Source organism: Caulobacter rhizosphaerae, from assembly GCF_010977555.1.
GTDB classification, from domain to species: domain Bacteria; phylum Pseudomonadota; class Alphaproteobacteria; order Caulobacterales; family Caulobacteraceae; genus Caulobacter; species Caulobacter rhizosphaerae.
In genome coordinates, this window is the sequence record NZ_CP048815.1 from 4,683,735 (window position 1) to 4,705,669 (window position 21,935).

12 protein-coding genes are annotated in these 21,935 nt (G+C 69.1%); 5 read left to right on the forward strand and 7 right to left on the reverse strand.

What is annotated here, in order from left to right:
* The first annotated feature begins 50 nt into the window (after positions 1–50).
* Positions 51–1,484, forward strand: a complete 1,434-nt coding sequence (locus G3M57_RS21300) for an OprO/OprP family phosphate-selective porin (RefSeq protein WP_163232867.1) — start codon at positions 51–53, stop codon at positions 1,482–1,484.
* Positions 1,485–1,660: 176 nt separating this feature from the next.
* Here the strand turns inward: G3M57_RS21300 and G3M57_RS21305 are convergent, their stop codons facing one another.
* The 6 genes from G3M57_RS21305 to G3M57_RS21330 all read right to left on the reverse strand — a co-directional run bounded on the left by G3M57_RS21305 (position 1,661) and on the right by G3M57_RS21330 (position 15,898).
* A complete protein-coding gene (locus G3M57_RS21305) occupies positions 1,661–3,757 on the reverse strand; it encodes a beta-galactosidase (protein WP_163232869.1) in 2,097 nt (698 codons plus the stop codon).
* Between the two features lie 83 nt (positions 3,758–3,840).
* Positions 3,841–6,642 carry a TonB-dependent receptor gene (locus G3M57_RS21310; protein WP_230983891.1) on the reverse strand — a complete coding sequence of 934 codons (2,802 nt, stop codon included), beginning with the start codon at positions 6,640–6,642 and terminating at the stop codon, positions 3,841–3,843.
* 409 nt (positions 6,643–7,051) lie between these two features.
* Complete coding sequence (locus G3M57_RS21315; protein WP_163232871.1) at positions 7,052–8,218, reverse strand: tryptophan 7-halogenase; 1,167 nt, start codon at positions 8,216–8,218, stop codon at positions 7,052–7,054.
* Between the two features lie 6 nt (positions 8,219–8,224).
* Positions 8,225–11,176, reverse strand: a complete 2,952-nt coding sequence (locus G3M57_RS21320) for a LodA/GoxA family CTQ-dependent oxidase (protein WP_163232873.1) — start codon at positions 11,174–11,176, stop codon at positions 8,225–8,227.
* Between the two features lie 104 nt (positions 11,177–11,280).
* On the reverse strand, positions 11,281–13,068 hold the full coding sequence (locus tag G3M57_RS21325; protein ID WP_208789636.1) for a phosphocholine-specific phospholipase C: 1,788 nt from the start codon (positions 13,066–13,068) through the stop codon (positions 11,281–11,283).
* 61 nt (positions 13,069–13,129) lie between these two features.
* A complete protein-coding gene (locus G3M57_RS21330; RefSeq protein WP_163232875.1) occupies positions 13,130–15,898 on the reverse strand; it encodes a TonB-dependent receptor in 2,769 nt (922 codons plus the stop codon).
* Positions 15,899–16,121: 223 nt separating this feature from the next.
* Between G3M57_RS21330 and G3M57_RS21335 the strand changes: the two genes are divergently transcribed.
* The 4 genes from G3M57_RS21335 to G3M57_RS21350 all read left to right on the forward strand — a co-directional run bounded on the left by G3M57_RS21335 (position 16,122) and on the right by G3M57_RS21350 (position 19,600).
* On the forward strand, positions 16,122–16,877 hold the full coding sequence (locus tag G3M57_RS21335; RefSeq protein ID WP_056751754.1) for a DeoR/GlpR family DNA-binding transcription regulator: 756 nt from the start codon (positions 16,122–16,124) through the stop codon (positions 16,875–16,877).
* Between the two features lie 153 nt (positions 16,878–17,030).
* On the forward strand, positions 17,031–17,729 hold the full coding sequence (locus G3M57_RS21340; protein ID WP_230983895.1) for an ABC transporter ATP-binding protein: 699 nt from the start codon (positions 17,031–17,033) through the stop codon (positions 17,727–17,729).
* Positions 17,726–19,291, forward strand: a complete 1,566-nt coding sequence (locus G3M57_RS21345; protein WP_308424042.1) for a hypothetical protein — start codon at positions 17,726–17,728, stop codon at positions 19,289–19,291. The genes G3M57_RS21340 and G3M57_RS21345 overlap by 4 nt, the downstream gene beginning before the upstream one ends.
* Before the next feature lie 90 nt (positions 19,292–19,381).
* Positions 19,382–19,600 carry a hypothetical protein gene (locus G3M57_RS21350; RefSeq protein WP_163232879.1) on the forward strand — a complete coding sequence of 73 codons (219 nt, stop codon included), beginning with the start codon at positions 19,382–19,384 and terminating at the stop codon, positions 19,598–19,600.
* Between the two features lie 6 nt (positions 19,601–19,606).
* Here the strand turns inward: G3M57_RS21350 and G3M57_RS21355 are convergent, their stop codons facing one another.
* Positions 19,607–21,874: a PAS domain-containing sensor histidine kinase gene (locus G3M57_RS21355; protein ID WP_163232881.1), complete on the reverse strand. Its 2,268-nt coding sequence runs from the start codon at positions 21,872–21,874 to the stop codon at positions 19,607–19,609.
* Between the last annotated feature and the right edge of the window lie 61 nt (positions 21,875–21,935).

Consider the following 21,935-nt stretch of genomic DNA (forward strand, 5'->3'; position numbering starts at 1 on the left):
TCCCGACCACCAGCTCCCGGCGCACGGCGCCGGAGAGGGGGAGACCTGTCATGCGCGTTCTTTTCACCACCACCGCCCTGGTCGCCTTCGGCCTCGCCGGCGCGGCCCATGCTGAAGACCCCGACCTCGCCGCGCTCAAGGCGCAGATCCAGGCGCTGCAGGCGCGGCTCGACGTGCTCGAGCGCCAGGCCGCCGCGCCGCCTGCCGCCGCCCCGGCTCCGGCCACCGCACCGATCCAGACCCTGCCGTCCAAGCCAGCCGCCGAACCGATCCGCTGGGAGAACTCCCCGCGATTCACCGACCCGGCGTCGGGCGCGACCTTCAAGCTGCGGGGGCGGATGTCGCTGGACGCCGTGGACTCCACCACCGAGCGCGACGGCCTGGCCGACTACCACGCCCGGCAATTCCGGGCCCGCCAGCTGTTCCTCGGCGTCGAGGGCCAGACCGGCCGCTGGGCCTACCGGCTGGAGGGCGGCGCGGTCAGCGGCGGGGCCTGGGGCTGGGACGACGCCATCATCGAATACAAGCTCGACAGCCAGACCTCGATCCTGGCCGGCAACCAGAAGGCCGCCTCGCTGGAGGGCCTGACCTCGTTCAAGTCGACCACCTTCATGGAACGCGGCGCCTATGGCGACCTGATCGACGCCGGCTACACGCTGGCCCTGGAGGTGGTGCGAACCGGTCCCAACTGGTCGCTGTGGGCCGCCCTGCAGGGCGACAGCATCAACAAGGCCGACGTGACCGGGGGCTTCGACCCCAACCAGGCGGTCGAGCGGTCGGGCGCGACGGTGCGGGCCACCTGGTCGCCCAAGCTGTCGGAGAACGACCGCCTGCACCTGGGGGCCTGGGCGCGGCGGCGCGACCGCGGCGGCGAGACCGGCTTCACCTATTCGGCCGCCGCCAACACCGCCTTCCGGCCGCAGACCGCCTCGGGCGCGACCCTGTTGAGCACCGGCGCGGTCGGCGACGGCGACACCACCCTGGCCCTGGAAGGCGCCTGGGTGCACCGGGCCCTGTCGGTGCAGGGCGAGGCCGCGCGGATCAGGGTCGACCGGATCGCCACCAGCTTGAGCCCGACCCTGGGCGGCGACAATTTCGACATTGTCACCGCCTACGGCGCCGTCAGCTGGTTCCCGACCGGCGAGACCCGGCCCTACAACCCCAACGGCTCGTTCGGGCGGATCAAGGTGCTCCACCCGCTGGACAAGGGCGGCCTGGGGGCCGTGGAGCTGGCGGCCCGCTACGACTATGCTGACCTCACCGACATGGCGGCCAACACCGTGGTGGCCCCGGCGCTGCAGACCGGCCTGGGCACGGCGGGGATCTATCGCGGCGTGACGCTGGGAGCCAACTGGTACCCTTACAGCTATGTCCGGCTGACCGGGAACCTGACGCGGGCCAAGATCGACAACCGCAATATCGCCGGCTCGGAGCTCGACGCCGACGTCACCGTCGTCCAGGGCCGTTTGCAGGTGGAGTTCTAGGATCGGCGTTCCAGGCCGTGCGTGGTCCTCGTCCTTCGACAAGCTCAGGGTGAGGACCCTCTCGAGACCTAGCCGTAGAAAACCTCATCCTGAGCTTGTCGAAGGACGAGGTTTTCGGTCCCGGCGCCGAATGGCTCTCCAAACCGGGACGCGAACGGGAAACGCGTCCCTCGCGATCAGCGCCCGGTCGCCTCGATGATCGCCACGCCCCAGGGCGGCAGGTCGAGGGCCTGGCCGGCCTCGACCTTGCGTCCCGACAGCAACTCGGTCCCCGCCCCGGCTCCGCCCGCCAGGCGCTGCGGCGCGGCCGAATAGTTCAGCACGTAGCGCACCGCGCGGCCGTTCGACAGCTGGCCGCCGCGCACGATGACCGGGAACCGGGCCTGCGGAAGCTCGACGCCGGCGCGCCGGGCCTCGCCGGCCAGGATCTTCTCGATCACCGCGTCGGTCGGCATGAAGCCGACATAGGCGACCTCGCCCTTGCCGTAGGCGTTGCGGGTCATGGCCGCATAGGCCGGCCAGGAGGGATGCTTGTAGCGCGCCACGACGGTGGCCGTGGTCGGGGTGAGGAACTCCATCCACCAGCGGGCGGTGTTGTCCTTGTCGCCGACGGCGAAGGGGTCGCCGTCCAGGGTCACGCCCTCCGGCCGCGTGAATTGCTCATAGCGGACGCCCGCCGCCTGCGTGATCCCGCCCGGCTGGGGCGTGTAGCGCACCTTGGTGTTCTCGTCGGTGAAGCCGCTCTTGAAGGTGTAGACTAGGTGGCCGCCGGCCTTGGCGTAGGCGTTCAGCCGGTCGATCTCGGCGTCGCTGGCCGCGTAGAGCGCGGGGACCACGATCAGTTGGTAGTCGGACAGCGGCGTCTTGGAGCTGGGCGACAGGAAGTCGACCTCGACGTTCATCCGGTAGAGGGCGTCGTAATAGGGGCGCAGCACGTCGTTATAGCCGACGTCCGGGCTGATCTTGAACGAGTCGAAGGCGCTCAGCGCGGTGTTGCTGACATAGATCGCGACGCGGTTGCGCTTCTTCATGTTGACCAGCTTGGGGCCCAGCCGCTTGAGGTCGGCGCCGATGGTCTTGGCCTCCTCGTAGACGGCGTTGGGCCGGTAGTCCTGCGAGAGCACCCCGCGCCAGTAGGTCTCGATGGCGTTGGACGTACTGGCCCAGTGCCAGTACTCGACCATGTTGGCGCCCGAGGCCAGGTGGCTGAAGGCCTGCAGCCGCAGCTGGCCGGGATAAGGCGTCCATTCGGGGAAGCCCTGGGCCTCGGTCTCCAGCACCAGGTAGTTCTGCCCGTCGCGCACGGACCGGCTCACGTCGCCGCCGAAGGCGATCTCGGCGCCGGTCAGCTTGTCCTGGCTGGGGTGGTAGATGTCGACGCCGGCCACATCCAGCGCCTTGGCCGCCTCCCAGTGGTTCACCTCGGGCTGCACGCCGAACGAATGGCCGCGCCAGGCGAAGTCGAAATTGTGGGTGATGAACTGGTCCGGCCGGGCGTGGGCCCGCACCAGACCGGCCTGCCAGGCCAGGAAGTCGGTGACCAGGCCGCGCTGGAACCGCGCGAAGGCGTTTGACAGGCTGGCGTTGATCGAGCCGTTGACCGACGGGAAGTCCTCCCAGCGGTTGATGCGGTTGCTCCAGTAGTCCAGACCATAGGCCTTGTTCAGGGCGTCGAGGTCGGGCCAGCGGCGCTTCATGTCGGCGACGAAGGCGGCCTGCACGTTGGGACCGCTGGTGCCATAGGCCTTGGTCTCGTTGTCGACCTGGTAGCCGATGACCGCCGGGTGGTCCTTCACGTGGTCGACCAGGGCGACGATCACCCGCTCGGCGGCGCGGCGATAGTCGGGGTCGGTAATGTCCATGTTCTGCCGCCAGCCGTACTCGGCGCGGCCCTTCGGCGTGACGACCAGGACGTTGGGGTGCTCGCGGGCCAGCCAGGTGGGGACGGCGTAGGTCGGTGTGCCGACGATCACCTTGATGCCGTGCCGCTGCATGGCCGCCAGGGTCCGGTCGACATGGCTGAAGTCGAAGACGCCGGGCTGGGGCTCCAGCGTGCCCCAGGTGGACTCGGCGATGCGGACGACGGTGATCCCCGCCGCCTGCATCATCCGCGCGTCCTCCTCGACGCGGTCGGTCGGGGTGTATTCGTCGTAGTAGGCGACGCCGTAGAGGATGGTGTCGGGGAGGTCCGCCGCCGCCGCGATCCGGCCGCCGCCCAGCATGAACAGCAGCGCCAGCGCCACGGCCCGCAGGCGTCGATCGAAGTTCAGCATCCCGGCCTCCCGAGCCGTCCGTCAGTCGTCGATATTGTAGAAGCCAGACCGGCCAGCGGCGACGCCGCTAGCCGGTCCTTGCATCATTCGCCGAAGCGGAAGCGCAGGCCCAGGCCGTAATAGCGGCCTTCGTAGCGGACATCGACCGGATAGGTGCGGTCGGGCTGGTAGTTGTTGATGTTCTCGAACGGCTTGGCCAGCAGGTTCGAGACGTCGGCGCTGATCGTCAAGTGCTTGGAGATGTCATAGCTCAGCGACGCGTCCAGGCGGGAGATCGCCTTGACCCCGACCCCCGTGTACTGCGAACCGTCGGGCGCCTGGCGATAGTAGTTCACCCACGGCGAGCGGCGATTGTACGAGATCCGCCCCGTCACGCCGTTACGCTCGTAGAACAGCGCGGCGTTGTAGGTCCACTTCGACAGGCCCGTGATCCGGACGTAGTCGGCGTCGCCGCCCAGCACCGTGGGAAACTGGTTCTTGCCGTCGATATAGGTGACGTTCCCCTGGACGCCGAAGCCCTTGAACGCCTCCGGCAGGAAGTCCAGGAAGGTCTGGGCGCCGACCTCGAAACCCTTGATCTTGCCCGCGCCGGAATTCTCCGGACGGTTGATCTCGATCAGGCCGTAGACGGGATCCTGGACACGCCGGGTGTAGTTGCTCGTGAAGCCGAACAGGTCGCGATAGAAGCCGGCGACGGTGATGCTGCCGGTGCTGGAGAAGTAGTACTCGGCGCTGACATCGTAGTTGTTGGACGTCAGCGGCAGGAGGTCGGGGTTGCCGCCCGAGCCGTAGGCGTTCGGCTGCGGAGGCGCGTTGGGATCGATGGGTTGCGTGGGGTCCCGAACCACCTGGGTGACGTTCAGGGATGGGTTGAGCGCGCCAAAATCGACGCGGGTGCGGGTCTGGGTGTAGCCGACGCGTAGCTGCAGCTTGTCGATCGGCCGGATCCGCAGGCTGACGTTCGGCAGGACGTCGGTGTAGTTCTGCCGGATCGTCCGCGGGATCAGGGACGTGACGCCATTGACCGAAACGCGCGAGGTGCCCGAAAACTCGCCGAGGGTCTGGACGACTCGGACGCCGATCACGCCGTCGAAGGCGACCGACCCGACATCGAAGTTGTACTTGGCCTGGGCGTACTCGGCGTAGCTCTGCTCGGTGGCGCTGAAGGCGCCGCCCTGGTCCAGCGGCACGTCGGGGCTGCTGAACGCCTTCAGCGTGTCCTTGTAGCCTTGGTCATTGGGGTTGAGGGCCACCAGTTGCTGCAAGGCGGCGATGGAACGCTGTTGCAGGCCCGTGAAGTTCCCGGCGATGCCGTCACGCGTCGGCATCAGGTATTGGGTGAAGCCCTGCGAGTTGCCGCGGAACGGATCCGCGACCATCTGCAGTTCGCCCACGGGCAGGCCAGCCAGCGGCAGCTTCAGGGGCAGCACCCAGGCGTAGCGCGAGCCCTGGATCAACGAAGCGTCCCGATCAGTGAAGCGCAGGCCGAACTTGAGTTCCGGAAGCCACGAGGAGCCGGTGTTGAACACTGCGTCGCCGCGCCATTGGACCCCGCTGCCCTTGGCGATGTAGTGGCGCTCGTAATAGCCGCGCCAGAGATAGCTGGCGGGGTCGGCGGCGTTGAAGTTGGTGATGTCGAACGCCGCGCCGTCCTTTTCATTGAACTTCACGACGACGGTCGGCGGCGAAGCGAAGGCGCTGTCCAGGCTCCAGTTGCGGGCCTCGTACTCGCTGTCCTCGTAGGCCAGGTCGGTGGACAGGGTCAGGCGATCGCCGCGCCAGGTCGCCCCGACGGCGCCCTGGTAGGTGTTGGTGTGGTCGGCGCCGGTCGAACGATAGGCCTGCGGCGCAACGCCACCGGTCTTGGTGAAGCCCGCCGCCTGGTCGGTGGTCCCGGGGACCAGCGTGACATTGGTCAGCGTGGGATCCTGCTGGACCGTCGAATCCCAGTCCCGCAGGTTGACGTCCAGGTTGTCGGTCGCCTGCCGGCCACGATAGCCCTGGTAGATGCCGTCGAAATAGACCTCCAGCTTGTCGTTCGGCCGCCACTGGAGGGCGATGTTCCCGGAAGGCCGGAAGCGCTTGCCGCCGTCGTTGTAGAGGCCGACCGAGTGCGGATAGCGGAAGCTATGGCCCACTGACGCTGGCGAAACGCTCGACGCGGGACTGACCGTGGAGATGTCCTGGTTGTTGTACCGCACGCCGTTGCGGTACTGCGACTGGGCGTAGGTGGCGTTGGCCAGGACGCCGATCTCGCCGATGGGCGTGTCCCAGCGGTTCGAAACCAGGATGTTGCCGTTCGGGTCGTACTTCTTGGTCTGGTCGTTATAGGTGCCGCGGACGCCGCCGCCGACGAACCAGTCCTTGAAGTCGAAGGGGCGACGGGTACGGACATTGATCAGGCCGGCCAGGCCCGGCTCGACGATGTCGGCCGTCCCGGACTTGTAGACCTCGATCCCCGCCAGCGCCTGGGCCGGGAAGTCCTGCAACTGCACGCGGCGCAGCTCGGCGGTGAAGATCTCGCGGCCGTTATAGGTAGTGGCGACATCGGGCAGGCCGCGGATCAGCACGCGGTTGGCCTCGTCGCTGAAGCGCTCGACCTGCACGCCGGTGATGCGCGCCAGGGTCTCGGCCGCGGTGTTGTCCGGCAGCTTGCCGATGTCCTCGGCGACGACCGCGTCGAGGATGGCGTCGGAATTGCGCTTGATCTGCTGCGCCGACCGCAGGCTTTCCCGCAAACCGGTCACGACGACTTCGTCGACGGCCGAGGCTTCAGCGACGGGCTTGTCCGACGATTTCTGGGCTGCCGGCGCGGTCTGGGCCGCGGCGGGCATGGCCAAAAGCGCCATCGGCGCGACCGACAGCATGAAAGCGAGACGTTTCATCGTTCCCCCTAGGTGAATAGGCCCGAGGTATTTTCCTCGTGACCGCCAATTGTCCGACCAAACCTGCCCGCCCAGTCTCCGGCCGTCAACAAGTTTGTAATATTAATGCCATCAAGCAATCGGCCTGGAAATTTCGGAACGCTCGCGACGCACAGCGTCCCTCGCCTGGCGTCTAGACGGGCCGGCGTTTCTGGCATGTCACCTTGCGGGGCACAGGTTGCTTTCCGGGCTTCAAGCCCCGCCCGACCGGTCGCGCAGCGCTCCATCCAAGCCGATATATACTCGGACAAAATTGGAACATTCTGAACCTTCAGGCGACGAATCGACCGGCCACAGCATCGGGGCCCCGTTGTCCGCTACGGGACGGAAGCCTGCGCGGTTTCGCCCCCTACGGACCCGCCGCCGAAACTCAGGAGAAGGAAAACCCGGCGCCGGTCTGCGCAGCGATGGGCGAAGCCACCCAGGTCGCGGGCCTGGCCATTTGGACCACGGCGTTGGCCGGAGTGTGGCGTCGCGCCCAGAACGGCGCGTCCGGCCAGCGCCGCTCCAGCCCATACCAGGCCGCCAGGTGGCGTACATAGGTCTGGCGGACCCGGTCCAGTTCGTCGACGTACTCCGCCGCCGCTCCGGCTTCACCCGATAGCAGGCGGTCAACGGTCTCGGCCCCGGCGAGGCCGGTATAGAGGGCGTTGAACAGACCCTGGGACGAGAGCGGATCGAAGGCCAGGGCGGCGTCGCCGACGGCGATCCAGTCGGGTCCCGCGGGCGGCGAAAGCGTGGCGCCATGGGCCGCGCAGTAGCCGGCGCCCGCGTCGTCCCAGCCGGCGCTGGCCAGCGCTCCTCCCAGCATGGGCAGGCTTCGGGCGCGCTCCAGCAGCGCCGCGCGGTCACGGACCAGGCGCGCCTGGGGCAGGTCCGCATCCGTGTGAAAGGCCAGCACGGCCTCGCCATGCGGAAGGGGCGCGGCGTACCACCAACCGCCTGCCTCCGCCTCGATCTGGGTGACGCCGTCGGGCAGGTCGGCCCGCGCCCGCAGCCAGGCGCAGACCAGACGATCGTCGGCGGCGCGACGCGGTCCCAGGCCCGAGAGGAGGCGCGAGGCGCGGCCCGCCGCATCCACGATCAGGCGCGCGCCGAGATCCAGAACCTGGCCGCCCACCTCGAGGCGCAGGCGCCAGCCATCACCGTCCCGGGCCAGGGCGAGGGGCCGGGCGGGCGCGAGCAGGATCGCGCCGCGGGCGACCGCCGTCGCCCGCAGCCGCCCTTCGAACCGCGCGCGGTCCAGGTGCCAGCCGTGGCCGTCGGGATCGGCCAGCGCGTCGCGCTCGACCGGGCTGGCCTCGCCCCAGACGCCGCGATGGGCATGGCGTGGGGCATGACCGTCCGCCGCGAAGCCCGTCCACAGGCCCATGTCGATCAGCAGGCGTCGCGCCGCGCCCGGCAGGGACTCGCCGATCCGGACGCGCGGCGCGGGCCAGCGGTCGACCAGCAGCACCCGCCGGAACGGGGCCAGGTTGAGGGCGGCGGTCGCCCCCGCCGGCCCGGCCCCGACGATGACGACGTCGTAGTCCGGCACGCTCGCCTACTTGAACTGCACCGGCAGGCCCAGGGGGAAGCGCCGGAACTTGTCGATCCCCGAGATGTCGACCTGCCGGTTGGTCCCCGGCGCGCCGGCGTGGGCGGCGCCTTGGTGGGCGGTCGACTTCAGGCTGCGCGGCCCCTTACCGCTCTTGGGAATGACGTCGTGGATCGTCTTGCGGCGGTCTTCCACCTCGACGACCTTGGGGAAGGCGTCGGTGTCGCCGGGGCCCGGATGAACCTCGACCACGCCCAGGTGGTCGAAATGCTCGATCATGTTGTTGATCTGGTCGGTGTAGCTGGTGGTCCCCAGCGGATCGATCCAGGCGGCCCGGTTGGCGAAGGCGGCGCGGCGCTCCGACAGCGGACGCTTCTCGTCCATCAGGATCTCGTAGTTCTCGCGCGTCATGACCTGGTCGGGCACCCGCGCCGGCCAGAAGGCGGGAACATAGGGGTCATAGGCGGTGTCGTAGCCCGAGCGGCAGCTGGCGCTGTCGGTCTGCCAGGGCACGGCCATCCAGCGGGTGATCCCGCCGGGGACCTGGCCGTAGAGCGGGCCGTTGGGAATCGTCATGCCGTCGCTGGTCAGCACCTCGCCAAGGTTCGGCGCCACCCAATCGGGCAGGACGTGAGCGAAGCGGAAAGGCTCCATGTACATCGTCGCCGTCCGAACCGGCCAGGTCATCTCGCAGCCCGGATGGAAGGCGTCGGCCAGGCAGAAGTCGAGCGCGGCCTTGGTCAGGACGTCGCCTTGCAGGTGGACGGGGACTTGGTCGATCCGGCTGGGCGGCGCATAGGCCGGATCGTAATCGTCCTCGAATTCGCCCATAGCCCACTGGTCCAGCATGGCCAGCTGACAGTCGCTGAGCGCGCAGTTCTGGCGCGGCGTCGGGGCCGGCGGAATGGCCATGGCGTCGCCATAGAGCCAGGGCCAGGGCTTGGGCGACCAGGAATCGACGTCGAAGCGGCGGAAGGAATTGGCCAGGACGCGGCGGATCTCCTGGTTGGCCGGGCCGCGGTCGGCCAGCCTGGCCACGCCCTCGGGCGTCGAGACGTCGAACGCCCCGCGCCAGCCGAAGCCCGCCGCGAAGCCGGCGTTGACCCATTGCAGTCCGGCCAGCCGCTGGAAGATCGGCAGGATATCGTGAGTGAATGACGGACGCTTGGGCGCAGGCAGGGTCCCGGCCGTGATGGCGACGTCGCGCATCAGGTCCCACATGGTCCGCACCGACTTGCGCTGCGGGCCGAAGTTGGGCGGGGCCACCACCACCCAAGCCGGCACGACCTCGAGCGGCGTCCCGTTCAGCGAGACCTTGGCCGTGACCGGGCCGTCGGAGATGTCGTCGTACCAACCCTCGTTGTTGGCGAAGGTGATGGCCCAGCTGCCGTCGCACGAGGCCGACTTGCCGTGGCCGCCCAGCACGATCAGCCGGCCTTCGGCGTCGGTCGAGACCTCGCCGAGATAGACCTTCTGCCCCATGAACTCGCCGTCGTCGAAGGTCTTGGGCCTGGCGTTGCGGCCGGCCACTTCGCGCGCGCCCGGCGTGATCGACAGACGTGACCGCTCGGTGACAGCCGCGTTGCGCAGCACGGTGGGCGGGGCCGAGGCCGCCTCCGGGATGTCCAGCGCCAGCTGGAAGCCGTACCAGGCCGACTTGGTGTTGGCCAATTCCACCGACCAGGCGATCTTGGCGTCGTCGCCCTCCCCCGTCAGCTCGCGGACGATCTGGCCCTTGGCGTTGATCCCATAGACCCGGAACCGCGCGGCCTGGCGCTTGAGCCGGCCCTTCTTGTCGCGATAGGCGCCGGGCGGCAGCGGCTCGGGATCGGGGGTTTCCGGACCCAGATACCATTCGTCCGGACTGTTGCCGACCCGCGCGACGCCGATGGACGGGTAGATCGCCGCCTTGACGATGCAGGTGTCCGGCGGCGTTTCGGGCGGCAGGCGGACCTCGCGCGGCTGGGCCGGATCCCTCAGCGGCTGGCCGTTGGCCTCGTGGCGGGTGTCGGCGCTGGCGGCGTAGACGGCCTTGCGGACCGCCGCGATCGAGGATTCGGGAACCGGGGCCTGCTCGGGCGGCACGCGAAAGATGTTGAAGGCCAGGGACTGGCCGTACTCGGCCTGGCCGCGTTCCTCCACGTCCTGGCGGGGGATGACCAGGGTCGCCACCTGGATGAACGGACTTTCGGACTCCGGCCATTCGACCGTCGCCTCGTCCAGCGGCATGGTCTTCGGATGAGTCCGGCGCTGGACCATGAACCGGAAGCGGTAGTCGTCCTTGGACAGGCGGTTGGCCATGTCCACGGCCAGGTAGTCGGGCGCGTCGTTGGCCACGTTCTCGGGCGGGGTTTCGGGATCGAGGCGATACTTCACCGCCTGCTTCTGGCCCGCCCCGAACGGCAGGATGCCCCAGTAGGTGGTGGTCAGGACGCTGCCCTCGACCTTGGCCATCTCGTTGAGGATGCGGCTGGTCTTGGGGTGGTGCGCCAGATAGGTCGGATAGTCGCCCTGGACCACGCCGGCATAGGTGAACTCGCACATCTCCTTGGCGTTATCGACGAAGAAGACGGGGTAGTTCTGCAGGATGAAATCAGCGGTGTCGCCGACGCCGCCGTAGGCCTTCTCGCCTGGCACGCCGAACACCTTCAGCCCGATCCCCACGGTCGACTGCAGGTCCGGCGAGGTGGGCGAGGTGTCGCTGGAGAACCGCATCCAGGCGGTCAGGTCATCATGGGCGAACACCCCGACCTTGAGGTCGGCCGGAATGTCCTTGGCCATCTCCAGCCGGCCGTGGGCCACGCCGTGCAGCTTGCGGAACACCGGGCGTTCGGCGGGCCGCTGGCCCAGGCCGATGCGCTTCTTCTGAGCGATGCCGACGAACATCTCGATCAGGCGGTTGATCGGGTCGTCGCCGCAGTCGAAGCATGGCGGTATCGGCGGGTTCTTGTCGCTCATGGCTGCCCTCCCTGGCGCTCGCGTCTCAGGGGGACATGCGGCTCATGGTTGTGTCAATTGAAAGTTCGCGCCAAACTCCGCCGCGTCGAAACTCCAAAGGATCGTCACGCCATGGGTCGAGCGCCGGCGTCGGCGCGCCCGCCCCGGAACGCGCGATAGAAGCCGGCCGGGCCATGAACGGCAAAGCCCTCGGTCTTGGCCGATCGCGCCACCGGCCACACGCCCGACAGGCTTTTGCCGGCCTCGACCGTGTAATAGCGCGGACCGTTGCCGTCGCCGTCGCGGTAGACCGTGAACACCGCCCCGGCTTCGCCCCGGTTGAGGAACCGCAAGGTCACCTGGTCGCCGGTCCAGTGCGCCAGGACCTCCAGATCGTAGGGCAGCGGCCGGGCCGGCCGGACGCCGGGCTCCTGGCGCGGCATCGCCGGCGGCTGGGCGTAGGTCGCCTTGGGCAGGCGACAGCTGGCGTCGCTGCGCGCCCTGAAGTCGCCGGTCTCGGGCAACTGCCGCAGCCAGCTGGTGTCGCGCCGCTGGGCCTCGGAAATGTCGAAGTCGAAGGCCGAGGTCAGGTCCCCGCACACCGCCCGTCGCCAGGGACCGATATTGGGCTCCGCCACCCCGAACCGCCGCTCCAGGAAGCGCAGCACCGAGGTGTGGTCGAAGACCTGCGAATTGACCCAACCGCCGCGCGTCCAAGGCGAGACGATCAGCATCGGCACCCGGAAGCCCAGGCCCACCGGTTCGCCGTGATAGTCCTCGCCACGCAGGTCGACCGTGCTGGCGCCCAAGTCCGGCCGGATCGCCGGGATCGGCGGCGGCACGTGGTCGAAGAAGCCGTCGTTCTCGTCATAGTTCAGGATGAAGACGGTCTTCTTCCAGACGTCGGGATTGGAGCCCAGGACCGCGACCAGCCGGGCGGTCAGGGTCTCGCCATAGGCCGGCGGCGCGTCGGGGTGCTCGCACAGCTTGAACGGCGCGACGATCCACGACACGGCCGGCAGGGTGTCGGCCGCGACGTCGGCGGCGAAGGCGTCGACCAGGTGCTGGCCCGTCGTTTCAGGGACGTTCTCCTTGGTCGAGCCCGCCACCCAGGCCCGGGCCCACTGGTAGGCCACGGAGCCGCTGTCGAGATTGCGGTACATCGGGAAATAGGCCAGCGGGTTGTCGCTGTAGTTGTCGTACTCCTGGTAGACCTTCCAGCTGATCCCGGCCGCCTCCAGGCGCGCGGCATAGGGCGTCCAGGCGTAGCCGGGGAAGGCTGGGTCGTCCTTGGCCATGTCGGCGCAGCCGTTGTCGTCGGAACCCTCGTTGGAGACGGCCGAGACCGTGACCTGGCCGACGCTCAGGCCGTTGGTCCCCGAAAACAGGAACAGGCGGTTGGGGCCGGTCGGTCCATGCACCGAGGCGTGATAGGCGTCGCAGATCGTGAAGGCGTCGGCCAGGGCGTAGTAGTAGGGGATGTCCTCACGCGTGAGGTGGCCCATGCTCATCGGGCCCTTCTCGGGCATCCAGACGTCGTAGTTCTTCCAGCGGTCGTGGCTGCCCTTCCAACTGTGGTCGAGGCCCGACAGGCATTGGGCGGCGGTGACGCCGGTGTTCAGCCGGAACGGCATGACCGTCTCGCCGCCGTCCTGGTCCAGCTGCTTCTGCATCCAGACAGGATCGCCGTTCGGCTTCAGTACGGGGTGTGGATCGTCGAAGCCGCGCACGCCGCGCAGCGTCCCGAAATAGTGGTCGAACGAGCGGTTCTCCTGCATCAGGATGACCACGTGCTCGACGTCCTGGATCGAACCCCGCCCGGGCGATGTCGCCCGGGCGGGGCCGCTGGCCACCGTCGCGCCCAAGGCCGCCCCCGAAGCGGTCTTCATGAAACGGCGTCGGGTGAAGGGCATGGAACGCTCCGGTTGGGCCGCTTCGCTAGGGGGAGCACGAAGCGGCCGGGCGAGGAAAGCATCAGAAGCTATAGGCCGCTGATATGAAGGCGTTACGACCGGACGAGACCAGTTGCGGGATCGTCCCGCTGTCGCGGCCGACCGTCCGGTAGTAGCCGTAGTCGTTGAGCAGGTTCGAGGCCGACAGGGTCAGCTTCAGACCGCTCTGGAACTGGTAGGCGACGCTGGCGTCCAGGGTGCGGGTGGCGCGCTGCCACTCGTTGAGATCCGCGCCGCCGTAGTCGCCGAACCGGTAGCTGACCAGGGTCGGACCTCCATAGCGATAGGCCAGGCTCGCGGTCAGGCCGTCGCGGTCATAGAACAGCGAAGCGTTGTAGAGCAGATCCGGCGAGCCCTGCATCCGCATGCCGCTGTCGGTGTCCGGATCCTTCAGGTCGACCTTCGAGCGCTGCAGGGTCAGGTTGCCGCTGACGCCCAGGCCGCCCAGCCAGCCTTGCAGTTCGGTGAACTGGCGCCGTCCGGACACCTCAAGGCCGTAGACCCGCGCGTCCCCGCCGTTCTCGGGGCGGCTGATCGAGGAGATCCCCGTCTGGGCCACGGCCTGGGCGCGGTAGGTGTTGCCGCGATCGTAGAGGTAGTTGGACAGGTCCTTCAGGAACAGCCCGACCATGACCTGGGTCCCGCTGGCGCCGGCGTGCTCGTAGGAGACGTCGTAGTTGACCGCCGAGATCGCCTTGAGGTTCGGATTGCCCTCGGTGATGTCGATCGAGCCGTCGGGATTGAGCGTGGTTCGCCGGCCGCCGGCCAGCTGGAAGAAGGCCGGCCGCACATAGCTGCGCCAGATCGAGGCCCGCACCACCGTCTCGGCGTCGGGACGGTAGTTGGCGTGCACGCTGGGCAGCACGAAATCGTACGTCGTCCGGTTGGAGGCGAAGGCCGAGGCTCCAGCGCTGTCGTCCGGATTGGTGACCTGGTTCCAGAACGTGTCGTGGATGTCGGTGTGCTCGTAGCGCAGGCCCGGCTGCACCTCGACGACGCCGAGCTTGAGATTGGCCAGCACGTAGACGGACGAGACCTTTTCCGTGCCCGACGTGGTGTTCTTGTTGAAGTCGTCGGCCGACAGGGCCTGGGCCTTGGACAGCCTGGCCATCAGGTCGGTCAGGGCCGCGCCGTCGCCGATCGGAAGGGCGTAGGGGTAGACGCCCTTGATGGTCTGGCCCAGCGTCCGGTTAATCAATGGACTGTCGGCCAGGGTCGAGCCCGCCGGATAGGGATTGAGGCCGCTGTAGTCGCGTGAACTGGTCTCCCGGCGGCTCTCGACATATTTCGCGCCGAACGCCAGGTCGCGCAGCACGTCGCCATCGACGTCGTAGTGGAAGTCGACCCTGCCGCCGGTCTTGCGCTGCTCGCTGTGGGAGCTGGTGAATTCGCCGCTGTCCTCGCCGACCAGGAACAGGCGGCTGTCGTTCAGTCGCGCCAGCTGGGCGGGCGTCAGCTGCGGAATGGGGTAGCGGTCGCGATAGGTCACCGTGAACGGGCCGTTGAGGTCGTGGTCGGCGTCGGTCTGGTAGGTGATCTCGGCGTGGTCGGGGGCCGAGTTCTCGCCCCAGCTGTAGAAGGCGTTGTAGTCCACGGTCAGGCGGCCGAACTTCGACTGGCCGCCCAGCTGGAACGAGTCCAGCTCCGACACCTCCGGCGAGGTCTCGAACCAGTAGTGATATTCGCCGTCGTCCTCGGCGTTCTGGTACAGGCCGTCGGGTCGCAGCACCCCGGCCGAATAGCCGTCGGCCTGGATGCTCTTCTGGTAGACCTCCTGGTCGATGTTCGAACGGGCGAAGCTGCCGCGGGCGTAGAGCGTCGTGCGTTCGCCCTCCCAGTCCAGCGAGGCGATGGCGCCGTAGCGCTTCTGCTGGCCGCGCGTGAACTGGGCGTTGAGGCTGGTCAGCAGCAGGTTGTCGCTCTTGTCCATGCCGACCGGGTTGCTGCCCTGCTCGCCATCGGAGATGGCGTGCTCCCACTGGCCGGCCTGGTAGTCCTGCATGGTCGAGGCGAAGTTGCGCTTGCCGTAATAGGCGGTGGCGTAGATCCCGAACCGGCTGTCAGCGCCGAACCGACGCGCCAGTTCCGCCTGGGCCAGGCCCGAGCCGCCCTTGAGGCCGTAGCGCAGCGGCAACTGCGCCAGGCCGGCCTGGACGTAGATCCGGGTCATCGGGTCCTTGAAGTCCAGGCCGGTCGGGGTGCGGAAGTCGATCGTGCCGCCGATGGCGTCGCCGTCCATGTCGGCGGTCGAGGTCTTGGACACCACGATCCGGTCCAGGCCGACCGGCGGCAGCAGGCTCAGTTCGATCTGGCGGCTGTAGGGCATGCCCTGGGCGGCGTTGACGCCGTTGAGCAGGTTGACGTTGTAGGCGCCGTTCAGGCCGCGCAGGCTGACGAAGGAGCCTTCGCCCCGTCCCGCGGCGTCGACGCCGTGGTGGTTGCCTTGCGACGGCGAACCCATGTTGTCGGTGGGGGAAACCGAGACGCCGGGCAGACGGGCCAGCGCGTCGACCACGTTCTGATCGGGATTGCGCTGGATCTGGTCGGCCGACAGCACGTTGGTGGCGCCGATCGCCTCGACCTGCTGGGCGGCGCTGGCGTTGCGCTTGCCGTTGACGACCACCGCCGAGACGTCGCCGCCGCCGTCGTTCAGGTCCGCCGCGTGCGCCGCCGGGCCCAGGGTCGCCAGGAGCAGGACGCCGGCGGCGCTTCCGGCCAGCCAGGCGCCGCGCGAACGCCGCGCGTGATCGGCGCGAGGGTCGTCGAGACCGCCGAAGGTCGATCGGGTCATGGTGTCACCAGCTCAGGCGCGGCCCCCCAGCGGGTCCGTCTGTCGGCGCCCTCCTTAGGGACCCTCCGCGTCAGTTCTGCGACAATTATGACTGAAAAATGCGTAGATCGCACTATATCCACATTTGAACCTTAAAATTTGTGGAATTCCGCGCACCATCCGCAGAAGCCTTGACGTGTTGCGTGCAACTCCGTCATTTCTCCGTCAGTTTCGGGGAGCAAGCATGACCAAGCGAAGGGTTCGGCAACAGGCGATCATCGCCCGTGTCCAGGCGGCCGGCGCCTATGCGGTTCGCGACCTGGCCCAGGAACTCCAGGTTTCCGAGGAGACCATCCGCCGCGAGCTCAAGGTGCTGGAAGCCAGCGGCGCCATCTCCAAGGGCCATGGCGCGGTCAGCCTGCCGCTGGGCGCGGTGGAGGGGCCATTCGAGCTGCGGCTGCGGGAGAACGCCGAGGCCAAGCAGCGCATCGCCCGGGCCGTCGCCGGCCTGGTTCCCGACGGCGGCATCGTCCATATCGACAGCGGCACGACCAGCTACTACGTCGCCAAGGCCCTGCGCCAGCACAGGTCCCTGACCGTGATCACCAATTCGGTGGCGGTGAGCGCCGAACTGGGCGGCCGCAATGACAACAGGGTCTTCCTGTCGGGCGGCGAGCTCGACTACCAGTACAAGGCCTTCTTCGACCACCGCAGCTGCGACTACCTGGCCCAGTTCACGCCGACCCTGGCCGTGCTGTCGGTGGGAGCGATCAGCCGCGACCAGGGACTGATGGACTTCCATTCGGGCGAGGCCGCCGCCAACCGGATCGTCTATGGCAAGGCCCGCACGGTGATCCTGGCCGCCGACGCCAGCAAGTTCGACCGCTACGGCCTGATCCGGACGGCCCACCTGACTGATGTCGACGTGCTGGTCACGGACCAGCCCCTGACGCCCGAGTACGCCGAAGCGTTCACCCACGCGCGGATCGTGGTGGCCTGAGCGTCGCCGACGGATCCTTCGCTCGCGTCGCCCGCTTGAAACCGTCGCCGCAATCGCGTTCACATCCTCGCGCGCCACACGGGGAGACGCCGCGCCTTGACCGAAGCTCTGATCGTTCGCGGCCTCGACAAGACCTTCACCAGGCCGGCGGTCATGGACCTGGACCTCACCGTCCATGCCGGCGAGCTCTACGCCCTGCTGGGGCCGAACGGGGCGGGCAAGACCACCACCCTGCGGATGGTGGCCGGCCTGACCAAGCCCGACAAGGGCGCCATCAGCATCTTCGGGATCGACGCCCGGGCCGACCCGGCCGCCGCCAAGGCGATCACCGCCTGGGCTCCGGACGAGGCCATGGTCTATGACCGGCTGACGCCGCTGGAATATCTGGAGTTCGTCGCCGGCCTCTGGAACGTCGAGCCCAAGGCGGCCAAGGCCAGGGCCGAGGACCTGCTGGCCAAGCTGGGCCTGGCGGTCGAGGCCCGCACCCGCTGCGAGGGCTTCTCGCGCGGCATGAAGCAGAAGGTGGCCCTGGCCGGAGCCCTGATCCACGACCCGCGCCTGCTGATCCTGGACGAGCCGCTGACCGGCCTGGACGCCGCCGCCGCCCGCCTGGTCAAGGACATGCTGCAGGAACGCGTCGACGCCGGCGGCACGGTGATCCTGACCACCCACATCCTGGAGGTGGCCGAGCGGATGGCCGACCGCATCGGCATCATCGCCGGCGGCCGCCTGTTGGCCGAGGGCACGCTGGACGCCCTGCGCGGCCAGGCCGGCGAAGGCCGGGGAAACTCCAGCCTGGAGGACGTCTTCCTGCAGTTGACCGCCAGCGACGCCGGCGGAGACGCCCCGTGACCCTGGGTGTGACCCTGGCTGCGCCCGGCTCCATCCCCTGGCTGCTGGCCCACGAGATGCGGCTGTACTGGCGCAACTTCCGCGCCGGCCGGGCCGGCAAGGGCTCGCGCGGCTTGGTCAGCCTGCTGGTCGTGGCGACGATCCTGCTGGCGGCCGGCGTTCTGGCGGCCCTGGGGCTGCACGACATCCAGATTCCGATCAACCCGATCTCGATCAGCCTGGCGGCCCTGGCCAGCGCCGTGATCTTCACCCTGATGCTGTCTCAAACCTTGAGCGCGTCGAGCGAGGCGCTGTACGAGCGGGGCGACCTGGACCTGCTGTTCTCCTCGCCGATCGGGCCGGCCAAGGTGCTGTTCGTCCGCTCGCTGGGCGTGGCGGGCGGAGTGATCACCATCTTCCTGATCCTGGTGACGCCGCTGCTGCTGCCGTCGGTGATCTGGGGCCATCCCGGCTGGATCGGGGTGTTCGGCGTGCTCGGGGCCCTGGCCCTGGCTTCCACCGCCGTCGGCCTGCTGCTGGCCATGGCGCTGTTCGCCTTGATCGGCCCGCGCCGCACCCGCACCGTGGCCCAGGTGATGGCGGCCCTGGTGGGCGCCGCCTTCTTCCTGGTCAGCCAGACCCGCACCCTCCTGGGCGAGCAGAAGAGCAACAGCCTGTTCGCCGAGATCACCCGCCAGGCGCAGGAGGGACGGCTGCATCCGACGCCGGTCATCAGCCTGCCGCTGCGGGCCATGCTGGGCCAACCCCTGCCGCTGCTGGCCTTGCTGGCCGCGTCGGCGGCGCTGTTCGCCATGGCCGCCCTGACCCTGGGCCGGCGGTTCTCCGACGCCGCGGCCGCCACCCAGGGCAAGACCGCGGCGCGACCGGCCCGGGCGGGCGGCAGGAAGGCCCGCCGTGCCTTCGCCGCTGGACCATTCCTCGCCATCCTGCGCAAGGAGCTGCTGCTGATCGGGCGTGACGCGGCCCTGCTGTCGCAGGTGCTGCTGCGGGTGCTCTATCTGATCCCCACGGCGCTGTTGCTCAGCCGGAACGCCGCGCACGGGACGGGTGCGGCCCTGGCCGGCAGGGCCGGGGTAGTGGCGTTCCTGGCCGGACAGGTGGCCGGAAGCCTCGCCTGGATCACCCTGTCGGCCGAGGAGGCGCCCGACCTCCTGGCCGTGTCGCCGGCCAGGATCCGCACCCTGCGCCGCGCCAAGATCGTCGCCGCCCTGGTTCCGGTGGCGCTGTTCCTGGTCCTGCCGATCGCGGTCCTGGCCTGGTTCGCGCCCGCCGCCGGAGCCTGGACAGCCCTCGGCGCCGCCCTGGCCGCCTGGAGCAGCGGCCTGATCAACATCTGGCACCAACGACCGGGCAAGCGCTCGGAGTTCAAGCGGCGCGGCGCGGCTTCGTGGATGGCCACGGTCGCCGAGATGCTGGTCTCGGCCCTGCTGGCCGGGGCGACCGGCATCGCCGTGGCCGGCTTCTTGCCCTGGGCCCTGATCCCGCTGGGCCTGGCCGGCGCGGCCCTGCTGAGCCTGCGGCGCAGCGACGCCCAGATCGCCCGGAACCTCCGAACACGGTAAAGCGCCCGTTCAGGGTTTTACCCGATTTTCGCCGGGAAGGCGCGCGGCTAGGGTCTATGTCGGGTCGGGGACATAGAATTCGAGAGCACCATGCCCGCCGCGCCCGCGACGTCCCGCGCCCGCAACCGCCGAGAACACCACAAGGAATCCAAGGCCTTGGTGGTGGTGACCAGCGCGCTGCAACTGGCCCTGGTGGTGCTGGTCTGGCTGCTGGCCCTGGTCCCGGTGGCCGTGATGGCCCTGGTCGCCGTCGCGATCGGCGCCCTGAAGCCCGTACCCGCCAAGGCGCCGGCGCCGGTCGATTCCTGATCCGTCCTACCCGTCCAGCGCCGCCTCGATCCGGCACACGACCCCGTCCGGTTTGAAGTCGATCCGCGCCTCGCCCGACAGCTCCGCCGCCAGGCCGCGCTCGATCAGTCGCGAGCCGAAGCCCCGCCGGGTCGGCGGCTGGACCGGCGGCCCGCCGGTCTCGGTCCAGGTCAGGACCAGGCGGGGCTGGGCGGGGCCCGGGACCACGGTCCAGGCGATCCGCACCTGGCCCTGCGGCGTCGACAGCGCCCCGTACTTGACGGCGTTGGTCGCCAACTCGTGCAGCACCATCGATAGCGACAGGGCCATCCGCGGCGACAGCCGCACCAGCTGGCCGATGATCGCGAACCGCTCGGGCCCGCCGTGCAGCACCTCCAGCCGGTTCAGCAGGTCCAGCAGGTCGGCGCCTTCCCAGTTCTCGCGGGTCAGCAGGTCGTGGGCCTCGGCCAGGGCGACGATGCGGGCCGAGAACGCCTCCAGAGCCTGGGGCAGGGAGCGGGCGGCGTGGAAGGTCTGGGCGGCGATCGCCTGGATCGTGGCCAGCGAGTTCTTCACCCGATGGTTCAGCTCGTTGACCAGCAGCCGCAGGTGCAGCTCGGCCCGTTTGCGCTCGGTGATGTCGACCGTGGCGCCGACCACGCGGGTCGGCCTGCCCGCCTCGTCGAAGAAGCCCCGCCCCTTGGCCGAGATCCAGCGCTCCAGGCCGTCGTCGCGGCCGATCGTGCGATACTCGACGTCGATGTCGGCGCGCAGGGCCGGGTTCATCGCCGCCAGCAAGGCCTGGCGCGTGGCCTCGCGGTCCTCGGGGTGCATGGCGGCGTAGAAGTCGTCCAGCCCGACCTCCGCCCCGGGGGTGATGCCGAACATGTCGTACCCGCGGTCCGACCAGCGCAAATGGCGCTTGCGAACGTCGAAGTCCCAGGTGCCGACATTGCCGGCGTCCAGGGCCAGGGCCATGGTCGCCTCGCGCAGCACCTGGTCGGCCTCGGCCTCCTTGCGCTCGGTCACGTCGGAAACCACGCCGACGAAGCGCACGCACTGGCCCTCGTGGAAGAAGGCGCGGCCGAACGTCTCGATCCAGCGGGTCGCCCCGTCGCGATCGCGCCGGATCCGATATTCGCGGTTGATCGTATTGTCGCTGGCCGGATCCAGGGCGCCCCGCACGGCGTCCATCAGGGCCGGCAGGTCGTCGGGGTGGACCAGACGTTCGAAGGCCTCGGGCGGGTTCTCGATCACGCCGCCCGGCAGGCCGTAGATCTCGCGGCAGCGCTTGTCCCAGAAGCGCTCGCCGGTCTGGGGATTGTGGTCCCAGCGGCCCAGGCCCGCGGCGTCGACGGCGATGCGCAGGTCAGCCTGAGCGGCTTCGAGGGCCTGCTCGGTGCGCTTGCGCCCGGTGATGTCGACCATTACCCCGCGATGACGGACGGCCCAGCCCTTGGCGTCACGCTCGACCCGGCCGCGGGTCTGCACCCATTTGACCGAGCCGTCGGCCTGGATCAGCCGGTACTCCTCCAGGAACTCGCTGGTGGTCTTCAGGCTGGTTCGGCCCGACCTGAGCAGCCGGTCGAAATCGTCGGGATGCAGAGCCTTGGTGAATTCGGACAGTGGCGCGCCCTGAGCCGCCCGCTCCGGATCGACATTGTGGAACACTGCGTAACGGGCGTCGGCATAGACCTTGTCGGCGACGATGTCCCAGTCCCAGGTGCCCACCCCGCTGGCCGCCTGCAGGGCCAGTTGATAGCGCTCCTCGCTGGCCCGCAGCGCCTGTTCGGTCCGCACCTTCCGCGTGACATCGGTCAGGGCGATCAGCACCCCGCCGACACCCGAGGGCGCGGCCGCGTCGGGCATCGGGCTGAGGCGGATGGTGAAATAGCCCTCGCTGACCGAGCCGTCCGGATGGGTGGTCGAGAGCGGCAGCTCCTCGATGATCGCGCCGCCGCTGGCGCCCGCCAGGACGGCGCGCTCCGGCTCCTCGGACTCGGCGGCCGAGGTGGGCGGGGCCTCGGCGAAGGTCTTGCCAAGGACGCGGGGATGGCGCTCGCCCAGCATCGGCGCATAGGCGTCGTTATAGATCAGCACCAGCTCGGGGCCCCAGCGCAGGGCGCTGGGAAACCGGCTGGCGACGATCATGTCGACAGCGAAGCTCAGGCTGGGCGACCAGGCGGCGCGTGATCCGAGCGGCGTCGCCGCCCAGTCGAACGCGTCGATCCGCTCTCGCATTTCGCCCGGCGCGGACGTCCCGACGACGAGCCCCCGATCACGGGTGTTCACCATGCCCGTGTTCCTTCCCGACCGCGACAACGGCCAAGGTGCAGCAGACCTCATGGCCGGCGAG